Raw genomic sequence first — 13,249 nt, forward strand, 5'->3', positions numbered from 1 at the left:
CCATGGCGGCAAAACGATGGCACGAGATGCGGTGGCCCGTGCCATGGCGGCAAAACGATGGCACGAGCTCCCACGATCACCACTGAATTTCAACTTTCGCCGCTTTCTTGACCTGCATCAATTTTTAATTCACCAAAACACTCTATAGTTATAAGTAACAGAGGAAACAGCTGACAGATCAACGTTTAAGAGAGATAAATAAAAAATCTTGACCTGGGTCAATTTAATAAAACAGCAAGCGGCTTATAATTAAGTTAATAAAGAAATACAAAAACTATTTGGAGGTCATTTATTTATGAAAACAAATTTAAGAACTGAAGATTTAACGTGTCCGAGCTGCATTAAGAAGATAGAATCAGGCATTGGAAAAACGGAAGGTGTCAGTGATGTCAGCGTCAAATTCAATTTGAACAAAGTCACTGTCGAGCATGATGACACGGTCTCAGGTGATGAGTTGAAATCAACGATTGAAAAACTCGGCTACCCGGTAAAATCAGTTAAAACATCTGCATAAACGTAAAATATGGAGGAGGGGCTAATAATGGCTTTATGGTTTAATAAACATTTGAATAAATTGATGTACACATCTGGTGCACTTTTACTGATCGGTCTTGTATTCTTAATACTCGGCTACTCGGCCATCAGAGATATCACATTCATTTTAGCGACACTGGTTGCAATCGGTCCAATACTGCAGCGTGCATGGAGTGCGCTCACAGTAAAAAGTTTCAGCATTGAGCTGTTGATTACCATCGCAGTCATCGGTGCGCTGATCATCCAGGAATATACCGAAGCGGGTATTGTCACATTCCTGTTCCTGTTCGGTGCATACCTTGAAAAAAGAACTTTGGCCAAAACGCGTAACTCAATCCAGTCGCTGCTTGACATGGCGCCGAACGTTGCAAAAGTCATCCGCGACGGCGAAATAGTCGAAGTGGATATTGATGACGTCGAAGTCGGGGAGACGGTCGTCGTCCAGCCCGGCGGTAAAATTCCGGTTGACGGCAAAATCGTCAAAGGTAAAGCGCAGATCAACGAATCCGCGATTTCTGGGGAATCTGTCCTGCAGAATAAAACCCTTGAAGACGAAGTGTTCAGTGGCAGCGTCATCGACACCGGATACATTGAACTGGAAGCGACGAAAGTCGGAGAGGATACAACATTCTCGAAAATTATCGAATTGGTCGAGGAAGCGTCGGAACGTAAGAGCGGTACCGAAAAATTCCTTAATCGTTTTGCACAGTACTATACACCGGGGATTGTCGTTCTCGCAATAGCGGTGGGCTTTATTACGCAGAACGTCCACCTGGCAATCACATTCCTTGTGATCGCATGTCCGGGTGCTCTGATCATCGGTGCGCCGGTGGCGTATGTTGCAGGAATCGGGAACAGCGCGAAAAAAGGTGTGCTGGTCAAAGGCGGAGACACGGTCGACAGATTTGCGAAAATCGATACGGTCATCTTTGATAAGACGGGTACTTTGACTGAAGGCCGTCCGAGCGTGACAAACATTTCAGTCTATAACGATATGGCAGAAGACGAAATTTTGGCATTATCGGCATCACTTGAACAGGTGAGTGAACATCACCTCGGCCGGACGATCGTCAAAGAAGCTGAAGACAGAAAGCTTAAAGGCAAGTATTCAGAAGTGGTGGACGCTGAAGCGATCAAAGCACGCGGCGTGAGTGGCATCATCAATGAAGCTCAGTATTACATCGGCAATAAAAAGCTGATTGACGAACAGAATATCACAATCTCAGAAGATATCCTCAATCACTACATCAGAGAACAGAAAGAGGGACAGACAGCGATGTTCATCACTAAAAATGATGAAGTTATCGGCCTGATATCCATCATGGACAGAATTAAGGAAGACGCACTTGAAGCGGTCAAAACATTGAGAGAACGCGGTGCGAAGAAGCTCGTTATGCTGACGGGTGATAACCGTTACGCAGCAGAGAAAGTGGCGAACATCCTCGGTCTGGATGAATTCCACGCGGAATTGCTGCCGGATGAGAAGATGGCGTATATTGAAAATGAACAGAAGCAAAAACGTAAAGTCATGATGGTCGGTGACGGCATCAATGATGCACCGGCTCTGGCACTGAGTGATGTAGGTGTTGCAATCGGTCACGGCGGTACAGATATCGCGATGGAAACGGCGGATGTCGTACTGATGAGCGAGAAGCTCAAGAAACTTGCGATCGGTTACACAATGTCGAAATCAACATTCAACATCATGATGCAGAATACAGGCATCGCACTGATTACAGTGGTCCTATTGCTCCTCGGCGTCGTTTACGGATATATCCACCTCGCTTCGGGCATGCTGATTCACCAGGCAAGCGTACTCGCGGTTATCGTGAACGCCATGAGATTAATGCCGATGAACAGAAAAGACAATGAGGAAGAAGAAGTGGCGGCAGAAGAAGCAACAGCATAATTGAATCTATAAAGTTATTACCCCTCACAAAGAAAAGCACTCAGAAACTGAGTGCTTTTTTTACTAATCATTTTTATTATGAACTTTTACGTTTGTACCGCGGTTGTCAGTAATTTCTTTCGCTCTCTTCTCCGCATCTGTCTTTTTATCATAAGTGGCGCTCGCCTGTTTGGCACCGACGGTTTTCACTTTCCATTCGTCTTCTTCAAAGTATACCTCGACATCATTATCTATCAGTTCCGGCCCGCGGCTGTCGTCATCGTCGTCATGCTTTTGGAGATCTTTATTCTCCAACTTCTTCAGGTCGTCATCTGATGCGTTTTTGTACCACTCCTGTGCCTGTTCAGTGCCGATCGGAATCGCACGGTTCTCATCGTAGCCGTCTTCGAGCATCGCATTGATGATATCAATCGCTTTTCTGCGTTCCAAACGTTCCAGATTTTTCAGTGAATCCGGATAATCATTCATAGTATAAGCCAAGTTAGTACACTCCTTTTGAATATTCTAGTATTATTATACCCGAATAGATAAGTTCTAATTGAGGAGGCCGACATGCTTTTTACTTTCAATGTTGAAACAGCCGCAAGGAACACTTACGTCAATATTGACCACCTGGCATCGGAAGCATTGCAGAAAAGCGGAATGACGGATGGCATCATCACAGTTTTTACGCCGCACACCACTGCTGGGATTACGATTAATGAAAATGCAGATCCGGACGTTACTAAAGATCTTGTTTACGGGATGGAACAGACTTTTGACAATAAAAAAGAATATCAGCATGCGGAAGGAAATTCGGACTCGCATATGAAATCATCACTTGTCGGCGCGAGTGAAACTCTGATTGTTGACGGCGGTGAGATCATTTACGGTACATGGCAAAGCCTGTATTTTGCGGAGTTTGACGGGCCGAGGGTAAGAAAAGTTTATTTCAAAGTGATTGAAGGGTGATAGACATAAAAAAGGCCTGCACTCTCTTAGGAGGAAAGTGCAGGTAGATATATTAGGAAATATCTATGTAACTATTTACATTTTATCTCTGATTCGAACAATTGTCTACAACTTTTTTACTTTATCTTTACAAAATTAATATTTATATAGGAGGCATTTAACTATGTGGGACTTTATTAAAGGATTGATTGGACTCGTGTTCAAATTATTCATCATCGGACTGGCGATTTTAGCAGTCGGAATCGCAATCATCGTATTCCTTCTGAAAAAAGATGTGGATGAAATCAAAGAGTTCACAGAACAGCTGAAAAGAGAAGGGCTTAAATTCAATCAATAAAAAGAAAACCGTGCGCCGGAGTGAGAGGACATCACTTCAGTGTACGGTTTTCTTTATTAATCGTTCAGAGCTTTATCAAGCACAGAAATATTTTCTCGCATGATGGACTGATAAGTGGCATCCTCATCGTCTTCATCCGTCAGCACTGCAAGGTTATGGAATTCAAGCGGTTCTGTCTGCGTTGAGTTCTGGATGGTGTCTGTGATGCTTGATGTGACGTTTTGTTCATGGAGTATATATTTGATATTCTGCTCTTCGATGCTGTCGACGATTTTGGTCAAATCCTGTTGGCTCGGCTCATCATTGTTCAGCCCGTTGATTGCGACCTGTTCGAAATGGTATCTGTCAGAGAGATAGCCGATGGATTCATGGGAAATGTACACGCTGTCACGGACGGTGTCTTCTGTCACCTGCGTGAATTCTTCATCGAGCGCGCCGAGGTCGGCGGCAAGCGTTTCGTAGTTTTCTTCATAAGTTGACGCTTCGTCCGGGTCCAGTTCGATGAGCTTGTCTTTAATCTGTTCAGCCATGGACTGTGCGAGAACCGGGTCCAGCCAGACGTGGGGGTCTGTGGAACCGTGGTCGTGGCCTTCGTGTTCTTGCTCCTCGTGTTCTTCGTGTTCATCTTCCGCGTGTGCATCATGTTCATGGTCGTGTGCCATCAGATTATCTTCTTCAATGTTATTTGCGGCCGGCAGAAAGTCGCTGTGTTCGCCCACTGCATTTTTGATGCTGCCGGCAACCGGGTCGAATTCATCCGATGTATATATGAAGAGATCGCCTTCGGCAAAATCGATCATATCTTTCTGGGTCGGCTCATAAGTATGGACATCGACACCTTTCGGATAGATGGTGTAGGCGTCGACAGTGTCACCGCCAATCTGTTCTGCAAAACTTTTCAATGGAAAAACGGTCGTGTAAATTTCAATATTATCATTGGTCTCCTGGTTGCCGCCGTCTTCATTACTGCATGCGGCAAGGAATATTAATAGTACAATTGGTGTCAGCACTTTTAAAAAGTTGTTCACTATGTAGGGCTCCTTTAAATGAGAATCATTACGTTTTAAAATTATATCGTAACAGTTACGATTAATCAATCTTTATTTATAAAATATTAATATTATCAGTTGAAAATTTATTGTAAAGAATGTAGAATAGATTGGTGACTAAAATGAGGGTCTTAAAAACATACCAATCATCTAGTGATTTAGATGATCAACTGGCCAGTTGATTAGGAGACAGACCTCACGTTAAATAACTATATAGGAGGGAATATTGATGAGAGTAAATGTTACTTTAGCATGTACAGAATGTGGTGACCGCAACTACATTTCAACTAAAAACAAAAGAAACAATCCTGAGCGTATTGAAATGAACAAATATTGCCCAAGATCAAACAAATACACGTTACACCGTGAAACAAAGTAATCACTTTGGAAGGTACAAAGTCTAAATATTTAGATTTTGTATCTTTTTTTATGAATAAAATCCGACTGAGCCGAAAGTTGTCCCGGCTGCATGGTTTTTGATATGAATGTTGTATATATATGATACAATTGACTTAAAATAACGATTGAAAAAAGGAGTACTAAAAATGACTACAATACTGGATGGTAAGAAGGTAGCCGCTCATTTATCAGAAGAGATCAGAGAGGTTGTCGAGAAATCCCACACACTCGGCATTACGCCTAAAGTCGCTTTTGTCAGAGTGGGGGACCTTTCCGACTCGATTTCTTATGAAAATGCGGCAGTGAAACGATTTGAAAAACTGGGTATCGAGACAGAGCGTTTCTCTTTCCCGAACGATGTTTCGGCAAGAGCTTTCCTGAGCCGTTTCAGAGAAATCAATGAAGACTATGATATTAACGGTATTCTGCTGCTTCAGCCGATACCGGAACACATTGATATGAAGCGTGTAGTTGAAATCATGAATCCGGTCAAAGATATCGACGGTATGACGCCGGATAACCTGGGCAAACTCATCGCGAAAGAAGACAACCGTCTTGAGCCGTGTACACCGGCTGCAGTGATGGAAATGCTGAAGTTTTATGATATCGACTTAAAAGGTAAAAATGTAACTGTTGTCGGTGCAAGTGCGGTTGTCGGCAAGCCACTCTCCATCCTGATGATGAACCAGGAAGCGACAGTAACGACATGTAACCTGTACACGGATGATCTGAAAGCGAAATGTGAAAATGCGGATATCATCGTCAGTGCCGCAGGTGCTGTAAACCTGATTGATGAGGCGCACGTAAAAGAGGGTGCAATCGTTGTCGATGTGGGTATCAACTTCAATGATGAAGGCAAGCTTGTCGGAGACGTAAACTACGATGCAGTGAAAGATAAAACATCATATATCACGCCGGTTCCGGGCGGTATTGGTGCAATCACAACGACTGTTCTTGCATATCACCTGATGCTTGCGACTGATTATCAAAAAGAGCCGGTGCTGTTCCTGGATAAGCAGTTGTCATAGCATAATAATATTTAAAACATCCATGAAAGAGATGAAAACCATCTCTTCGTCATCATTTTTCTGACCGACGACAATCATACTCCATATGTCGACGGAGATGACTTTCAGACGCACAGAAAAACGGTGGCCGTCATAATAATATTCAATCCGCACTTGTCTTTTTAAGGCAAGTGCTTTTTTTAATGTACGGTCAATTTCGTCGAGACGATCATCGGACAGTTCGTGACGTTCGATTTTTACCTGATCCTCCTGCAGCTTCCGGACATTTTCAAATTGTTCCGGCATCGTGGCGAACGGGGCCCATTTGATCATGCCACGGCCCTGTGGAATATTTGAATTCAGCGATTCTCTCGGTATATCACGATAATCCATCACAATTCCCTCTCTCTCATATTTCCCAAGTAACCACATTATACGAACATATGTTCTATTAATCAAGAGGCGGGTTTTATTTACCTATAGAAAATTCATGTTAAAATATATGTAGCAATCAGAAAAAGGTGACGGTATGAAGAAGTTAATCGCATTAATCATTTTATTGGCCGCTGTGGTTTTAATACTCGTTTTACCACTCGCACCCGAAACAGGCGACACAGAAAGAGTCATCGTCGATCACACTTTGCAGGTCACTGTCCATCCGGCGTGTTTTGAAGAGGCGGGACTGACGAATTACATAGATGAAGTATCTTTCAGCAACGCCATGGAAAACTATGAATATGAGATTTCAGGAGAGTGTTCCGAAGAAAAACTGGGGGCTGGAAGAACCAGTATTTTAACCAGGATTATAGAATAATAAAAACTTTTCAAAATAGATTGTTTTTTTCTGACAATTGATGTTATATTATTGACATACCATTTTTTCATTCTTTCAACTATTATTTGGAAATAGCCTTCCAATGTAAAAAAGAAGCCGAGCATCGGCTTCTTTTTTGTCGTTTCAGTAGAGGTTTATGCAGGGCGGGGAACAAGACCGACGCCATTTCCCTCCGAATGCCCATAAAAAACGGACAGAACGTGGCAATCGCCAATTCTGCCCGGTCTTCAAACCTTAAATGATTTCTTATCCAAGCGCCTTCGTAATGTTCGGCACGACTTGTTTTTTACGGGAAACGACACCTTCTAATAATGCTGTATCCTCATCGAGTGATACGTCGAATGCTTTTTCAACGACATTGGCATCTGATCCGAGTGCGATGACTGTTGAATCGGATTCCAAAATGTTTGTGATGACGAGGACGAACAGGTCATATCCTTCAGCTTCGATTTCTTTTTCCACTGCGTCAGTCAATTCAGATTTACGCGCCAAAACTTCTTCCACATCCACAACGTTGATCTGTGCAATGCGGGTCGTTTTAGGACCCATTTCAAATGATTTCGCATCATCTGTAATGAGTGCTTCAGCAGATTTTTCTTTAGTTGAAGCGCCTGCTTTCAGCATTTCAATACCGTACTCTTCAGCATTCACTTCAGCGATTTTCTGCAGTGCTTCACCTGCTGCGATATCTTCATCGGTCGTCGTCGGTGATTTATAGAGCAGCGTATCGGAAATGATGGCGGATAACATGAGTCCGGCCATTTCGCGGCTGATTTCAAGGTCATTTTCCTTATACATTTTGTGGAGGATTGTCGCTGTACAGCCTACAGGCTCCGCTCTGTAGTAGAGTGGTGATTCTGTCTGGAAATTTGCAATACGGTGGTGGTCCACAACTTTTAAAATATTTGCCTGTCCGATGTCTTTGGCGGACTGCTGGAATTCATTATGATCGACCAGGATGACGTCATCGCCTTCGCGGACACTTTCAATCAGCTCAGGGGCGCCGACTTTGAAGTGGTCCAGTGCATATTGTGTTTCTGCGTTGACTTCGCCAAGACGCGTCGCAACCACTTCGTTGCCCAATTTAGTTTCAATATCTGCAAGTACGATTGCAGAGGTGATTGTATCCGTATCCGGGTTTTGGTGTCCAAAAATTTTAACTGCCATTATGAAACTCCTTTTCAATGTATGATAATTTTATTTTAACATTAGAAACATGGACTTGCTATGGTTCAACTGTTGCACCTAAAGTATTTTTAAAGTGCGCGAGGCTCACTTTATGGCCGTCGGGGTTGAACGATGCGACACATGATTCAGGGACGATGATGTTATAACCCAGGTTGTAGGCGTCGACCGCGGTGTGCATGATGCAGATATCCGTCACGACACCGGTGAGCACAACCGTATCGATGCCGCGTTCCTTGAGGAGGTGATGGAGCGGCGTGCCGCTGAACGCGCTGTAGCGTGTCTTATCCAGGAAAAATACATTATCCTGTCCTTCGATGTCTTTATATATGTCCAAAACCTTGCCGTACAGCTCACGGCCCGGCGTCCCTTTAATATTGTGCGGCGGAAACAGCTTGTGTTCCGGGTGATGCGTGTCATTCTCGTAATGCAGATCCATCATGAAAAATATTTCTTCGCCATTTTTATTTGCCGCATCCATTCTGTCGGCAATACTATCTTCAAGTGCGATTGCAGGTTCCCCCGCAGTCAGTTTTCCGTCTAGTGCCACAAAGTCGTAAGAGTAGTCGATGACTAAAAGTGCTTTCTTCATAAAATCATTCCTTTACATAGTTTCTTTTTGAAATTACAAAAATTACATTTAAAATAAAGACCGCCAAAATCGCTATGACGAAGAAGAAAAAGTACATGCCGCCGTCTGTTCCGGTAATGACAGCACCGCCGATGACGGGACCGAGTATGCTGCCAATACTGAAAAACATGCCGGCAATCAGATTGCCCGCCGGAAGGTTATAGTCCGGAGTCATATCCGCCATATAACTGATGCCGAGCGAATACATCGAACCGACAAAAATACCCGCCAGTACAAATAAAACCATCAGCATGATGAATGAGCCGCTGAAGATTTCCATCAACAGAAATGTGCCGAGTCCAAGCAGGAGCAGTACACTGATGAGCCTGCTCCGGCCGACTTTGTCGCCGAAGCTGCCGATCGGCACCTGGAGGAGTATTGCGCCGAAAGAAAACATCGGCAGTATCCATGTCACTTCGGATACTTCAAAATCATTTCTGAGCGCATAGACCGGGAAGTTCGTGTTCAGGGAACCTTCGAAAATACCGAACAGCATCGGCATGAGAAAACATGCCCAGCTTGTAATGATGACGGCCTTGAAGTTTTTCAAAGTGTTGAAGAAATTGCTCGGCACACCGGCATCGACCGGTTTCTCTTCCCGGGCACCCGGCAGAAGGAAAATCAGCGGCCAGGCAATCATGGTCAGAGCCGCAGAGACGATGAACGGCAGTGATTCATTGAAGACGACCAGTTCACTGACTTTTGGACCGATCATGAAACCGAAGGAGAAGAACAGACCGTAAAATGCAATGATCTTGCCCATCTGTTTCGGCGGTGTCGACTGGATCAGCCACGTCTGTGTACTGAAATGCAGAACGTTGTCAGCAACACCGATCACAAGACGGAGGACAAACCAGAACCATATATTTTCAAAGAACGGGAATAAAAACAGCGACACGCCGACCGTTGCGCCGCCGATGACGATCATCGGCAGGTAGCCGTATTTTCTGAGCGGTGCTTCGATGAACAGCGCGGATACAAACACACCGATGTACAGGCCGGAAGCATGCAGACCGCTTAATGTCGGTGATATGCCGCGATCTTCAAATATGAATGAAATCAAAGGCAGAAGCAGCCCTTGGGAAAAACCGGAAATACATACTATAATGGATAGGATAATGAATTTTCTTTTGAAACCGTTTGTATCCATGCAAACCTCCGATGTTAGAATGTTCTAATCTTATTATCCTGTGGTAAAATAATTATGATTGAATTATAACTGATATACGTAAGAAATAGAAAGGGTGGACCCAATAATGTACCAATATGAGGACGACAGTTTTATGCTTCATACAGATTTATACCAGATTAATATGGCAGAAGTCTATTACAATCAGAACATCCATAACCGCACGGCTATATTCGATCTTTATTTCAGAAGGATGCCTTTTGAAAACGGATACGCCGTTTTTGCAGGTCTGGAAAGAATCATCGATTATCTTTCAAACTTGCGATTTACGGATTCGGATATAGAATACCTGAGGTCACAGGAATATAGTGAGGACTTCTTAGGTTATCTGAAAGGTTTGAAGTTCACAGGAAATCTGCGCGCAGTTGAAGAGGGACAGGTCGTTTTCAATAATATGCCGCTTGTGCAGGTGGAAGCGCCGCTCGCAGAAGCACAGCTCATTGAAACGGCACTCCTGAACATCGTCAACTATCAGACGCTGATTGCGACGAAGGCGAGCCGTATCCGTCAGATTACGCCGAATGAACAGCTGATGGAATTCGGCTCGAGACGCGCACATGAATTCGATGCAGCCATCTGGGGTGCAAGGGCGGCCATTATCGGCGGCTTCGACGGCACGAGTAACGTCAGAGCCGCCAAGCTGTTCGACCTGCCGCCGAGCGGCACGCACGCGCATTCGATGATCCAGGCTTACGGCGATGATTATGAAGCATTCAAAGCCTACGCGACGACTCACGAAGACTGTGTTTTCTTAGTGGATACATTTGATACATTGAAATCCGGTGTGCCGAACGCCATCAGAGTGGCGCGCGAGATGGGGGACGAAATTAACTTTATCGGTATCCGGCTCGACTCCGGTGATATCGCATACCTGTCCAAAAAAGCACGTGAAATGCTGGATGAGGCCGGCTTCCCGGAAGCGAAAATCATCGTATCGAACGACCTCGATGAAGTGACGATCCTGTCGCTTCAGACCCAGGGTGCGAAAGTGGACAGCTGGGGTATCGGGACGAAATTGATTACGGCGTACGACCAGCCGGCGCTCGGTGCGGTATACAAACTGGTTGCGGTTGAAAATAAAGACGGCGAATTTGAAGACCGTATAAAAATTTCCGGCAACGTCGAGAAAATGACGACACCGGCGAAGAAAAATGTTTATCGTATCATCAACAGACAGACCGGCATGAGCGAAGGCGAGTATATTACGGAGTACAGCGAAGAGCTGAATACCGATGAACCGCTGCTCATGTTCCACCCTGTGCATACGATCAAGCGCAAGCTGATCTACTCATTCGACAAAGTGGAATTGCTGAAAGATATCTTTACAGAGGGTAAATTAGTTTATAAATCCAATACAGTGGAAGAGATAAAGGAACGCCTCGACAACAACCTCGCCATTTTATGGGAGGAATATAAGCGTTTCTTGAATCCGGAGGAGTATCCTGTCGACCTGTCGAGAAAATTGTGGCAGATTAAACAGGATCTGATCGAGGACGCAAGCAATAAAAAAATGGAGTGATAGTAATATGAGACCACGTCAGCAGGAGATTATAAATGCACTGCATGCCAAAAGCGAGATTTCCCCTGAAGAAGAAGCGAGGGAAATCATTGATTTCATCAAAGACTATATGAAGGGCCACCTTTTCCTGAAATCCATGGTGCTCGGCATATCGGGCGGGCAGGACTCGACTCTGCTCGGGAAAATGGCCCAGCTGGCAGTCGATGAACTGAACGAGGAACAAAGTGAGGAAAAGTATTCGTTCCACGCACTGAACCTGCCGTACGGCGAACAGGCGGACAAACAGGACGCGATTGATGCGGTCCGATTCATCCGCCCGACATCCGTCGAAAAAATAAACATCAAAGCATCGGTGGATGCAAGTGTCGATGGATTGAAGGCAGCGGGCTATGAACTGTCCGATTTCATCAAAGGCAATGAAAAGGCGCGTGAAAGAATGAAAGCACAGTATGCCGTGGCAGCTGCGACAGAGGGCATCGTGCTCGGGGCCGACCATGCAGCCGAAGCATTGACCGGTTTTTATACAAAACACGGTGACGGCGCATGTGATATCGCACCACTCTTCGGCCTGAACAAGCGTCAGGGCCAGGCAATATTAAAACATCTGGGTGCGCCTGAACATCTGTATAAGAAAGTGCCGACGGCGGACCTTGAGAGCGACCGTCCGATGCTGAGCGACGAAGAGGCGCTCGGTGTCGAGTATGATGCGATTGATGACTTCCTGGAAGGTAAAGACATCAATGATAAAGATTATGAAACGATCATCAACTGGTATGATAAAACCGAGCACAAGCGTGTGCTTCCATACAACCGGTATCATTCATATAAAAATTAAATTATAACCGGAAGGAAAATGAAAGATGTTCGAAATGATTTCACAAAGTGTCATATTGATGGTCATTGTCATATTTGTCATCAATATATTTTACGTCAGCTTCATGACTTTACGCACCGTCGCCCTGACGAAAGGCTACAGATATATGGCAGCCTCCGTCAGTATTTTGGAAACACTGGTTTATATCATCGGGCTCGGACTGGTGCTCGATAACCTGGATCAGCCGGTGAATATCATTGCATATGCACTCGGCTTTGGTGCCGGCATTCTGATGGGCCTGAAAATTGAAGAGAAGCTTGCGCTCGGTTATATGGTTGTCAATGTGACGACGGCAGAACGCGACCGGGACCTTCCGGACCAGCTGAGAGTTTTGGGGTACGGTGTGACGCACGGCACTGCGTACGGCCGTGACGGCGAGCGGACGACGATGCAGATCTTAACGCCGAGGCGGTATCAGAATAAACTGATTGAGACAGTCAGAGAACTGGATGAGAAGGCATTTATCGTCGCCTACGAGACAAAAACAATCAGCGGCGGTTTCTGGACGAAAGGTGTCAGCAGTCGAAAAGTTGCGAATTATGAACCGGAAAATGTCGAAGAAGTTTTAGAAGAAATATATGAAGAGGAAATGGCTGAAGCAAATGGCGAATCCAAAAAAGAAGAAAAAATTTAAAGTTGAAGAAAATGAATCGATCAGCGACTGCCTGGCGAGAATGAAAGCTGAAGGCTATACGCCGGTCAGACGTTCTGAAGTGCCCGTTTTCAAAGAAGAGAACGGTACACGCGCCGTCAGCCATCAGCAGATAGAGTTTGAGGGCAGACGTATCGAAGATTAGAAGCCGGGAATGATTTCCGGCTTTTTTTATGTT

At 44.8% G+C, this 13,249-nt stretch carries 17 protein-coding genes; 11 read left to right on the top strand and 6 right to left on the bottom strand.

The features are described 5' to 3' along the window. Positions 1-295: 295 nt before the first annotated feature. Both BO48_RS10560 and BO48_RS10565 read left to right on the top strand, forming a co-directional pair. Complete coding sequence (locus BO48_RS10560; protein ID WP_496367433.1) at positions 296-514, top strand: heavy-metal-associated domain-containing protein; 219 nt, start codon at positions 296-298, stop codon at positions 512-514. A 27-nt stretch (positions 515-541) separates the two neighbouring features. After that, the gene (locus tag BO48_RS10565) at positions 542-2,443 is read left to right on the top strand and encodes a heavy metal translocating P-type ATPase (RefSeq protein ID WP_496367434.1); all 1,902 of its coding nucleotides are present in this window, start codon (positions 542-544) and stop codon (positions 2,441-2,443) included. Between the two features lie 63 nt (positions 2,444-2,506). Here the strand turns inward: BO48_RS10565 and BO48_RS10570 are convergent, their stop codons facing one another. Next, on the bottom strand, positions 2,507-2,923 hold the full coding sequence (locus BO48_RS10570) for a DUF2188 domain-containing protein (protein WP_496367435.1): 417 nt from the start codon (positions 2,921-2,923) through the stop codon (positions 2,507-2,509). Between the two features lie 72 nt (positions 2,924-2,995). Between BO48_RS10570 and BO48_RS10575 the strand changes: the two genes are divergently transcribed. Continuing rightward, positions 2,996-3,394, top strand: a complete 399-nt coding sequence (locus BO48_RS10575; RefSeq protein WP_496367436.1) for a secondary thiamine-phosphate synthase enzyme YjbQ — start codon at positions 2,996-2,998, stop codon at positions 3,392-3,394. Positions 3,395-3,557: 163 nt separating this feature from the next. Then, complete coding sequence (locus BO48_RS10580) at positions 3,558-3,731, top strand: hypothetical protein (protein ID WP_496367437.1); 174 nt, start codon at positions 3,558-3,560, stop codon at positions 3,729-3,731. A 56-nt stretch (positions 3,732-3,787) separates the two neighbouring features. Here BO48_RS10580 and BO48_RS10585 read toward each other — a convergent pair whose 3' ends face one another. Continuing rightward, the gene (locus BO48_RS10585) at positions 3,788-4,759 is read right to left on the bottom strand and encodes a metal ABC transporter solute-binding protein, Zn/Mn family (protein ID WP_496367438.1); all 972 of its coding nucleotides are present in this window, start codon (positions 4,757-4,759) and stop codon (positions 3,788-3,790) included. Between the two features lie 250 nt (positions 4,760-5,009). On the opposite strand from BO48_RS10585, the gene rpmG reads away from it, so the two are divergent. Next, a complete protein-coding gene (gene rpmG, locus BO48_RS10590; RefSeq protein ID WP_082238318.1) occupies positions 5,010-5,159 on the top strand; it encodes a 50S ribosomal protein L33 in 150 nt (49 codons plus the stop codon). A gap of 166 nt (positions 5,160-5,325) precedes the next feature. Beyond that, complete coding sequence (locus BO48_RS10595; protein WP_496367439.1) at positions 5,326-6,207, top strand: bifunctional 5,10-methylenetetrahydrofolate dehydrogenase/5,10-methenyltetrahydrofolate cyclohydrolase; 882 nt, start codon at positions 5,326-5,328, stop codon at positions 6,205-6,207. Here BO48_RS10595 and BO48_RS10600 read toward each other — a convergent pair. After that, positions 6,202-6,579 carry a YolD-like family protein gene (locus BO48_RS10600; protein WP_496367440.1) on the bottom strand — a complete coding sequence of 126 codons (378 nt, stop codon included), beginning with the start codon at positions 6,577-6,579 and terminating at the stop codon, positions 6,202-6,204. The genes BO48_RS10595 and BO48_RS10600 overlap by 6 nt on opposite strands. 136 nt (positions 6,580-6,715) lie before the next feature. Here BO48_RS10600 and BO48_RS10605 point away from each other — a divergent pair, with 136 nt between their 5' ends. Next, complete coding sequence (locus BO48_RS10605; RefSeq protein ID WP_496367441.1) at positions 6,716-7,000, top strand: alpha-amylase; 285 nt, start codon at positions 6,716-6,718, stop codon at positions 6,998-7,000. A gap of 267 nt (positions 7,001-7,267) precedes the next feature. Here BO48_RS10605 and BO48_RS10610 read toward each other — a convergent pair whose 3' ends face one another. From BO48_RS10610 to BO48_RS10620, 3 genes are read right to left on the bottom strand one after another with little or no spacing between them, the layout of a single operon-like run. After that, positions 7,268-8,191: a manganese-dependent inorganic pyrophosphatase gene (locus tag BO48_RS10610; RefSeq protein ID WP_496367481.1), complete on the bottom strand. Its 924-nt coding sequence runs from the start codon at positions 8,189-8,191 to the stop codon at positions 7,268-7,270. Positions 8,192-8,246: 55 nt separating this feature from the next. Further along, a complete protein-coding gene (locus BO48_RS10615; RefSeq protein WP_496367442.1) occupies positions 8,247-8,798 on the bottom strand; it encodes a cysteine hydrolase family protein in 552 nt (183 codons plus the stop codon). Between the two features lie 4 nt (positions 8,799-8,802). Continuing rightward, positions 8,803-9,987: an MFS transporter gene (locus tag BO48_RS10620; RefSeq protein ID WP_496367443.1), complete on the bottom strand. Its 1,185-nt coding sequence runs from the start codon at positions 9,985-9,987 to the stop codon at positions 8,803-8,805. Positions 9,988-10,093: 106 nt separating this feature from the next. Here BO48_RS10620 and BO48_RS10625 point away from each other — a divergent pair, with 106 nt between their 5' ends. The 4 genes from BO48_RS10625 to BO48_RS10640 are packed head-to-tail and all read left to right on the top strand — an operon-like array spanning position 10,094 to position 13,216. Further along, positions 10,094-11,545, top strand: a complete 1,452-nt coding sequence (locus BO48_RS10625) for a nicotinate phosphoribosyltransferase (RefSeq protein ID WP_496367444.1) — start codon at positions 10,094-10,096, stop codon at positions 11,543-11,545. Positions 11,546-11,552: 7 nt separating this feature from the next. After that, positions 11,553-12,380, top strand: a complete 828-nt coding sequence (nadE, locus tag BO48_RS10630; protein WP_496367445.1) for an NAD(+) synthase — start codon at positions 11,553-11,555, stop codon at positions 12,378-12,380. A 34-nt stretch (positions 12,381-12,414) separates the two neighbouring features. Further along, the gene (locus BO48_RS10635; protein ID WP_496367482.1) at positions 12,415-13,053 is read left to right on the top strand and encodes a DUF2179 domain-containing protein; all 639 of its coding nucleotides are present in this window, start codon (positions 12,415-12,417) and stop codon (positions 13,051-13,053) included. Then, positions 13,022-13,216 (top strand): NETI motif-containing protein, encoded by a 195-nt coding sequence (locus BO48_RS10640; protein WP_496367446.1) that lies wholly within the window; start codon positions 13,022-13,024, stop codon positions 13,214-13,216. Before BO48_RS10635 ends, BO48_RS10640 begins: the two co-directional genes overlap by 32 nt. The last annotated feature ends 33 nt before the right edge of the window (positions 13,217-13,249 follow it).

The organism is Lacicoccus kunmingensis DSM 17847 (assembly GCF_059568765.1).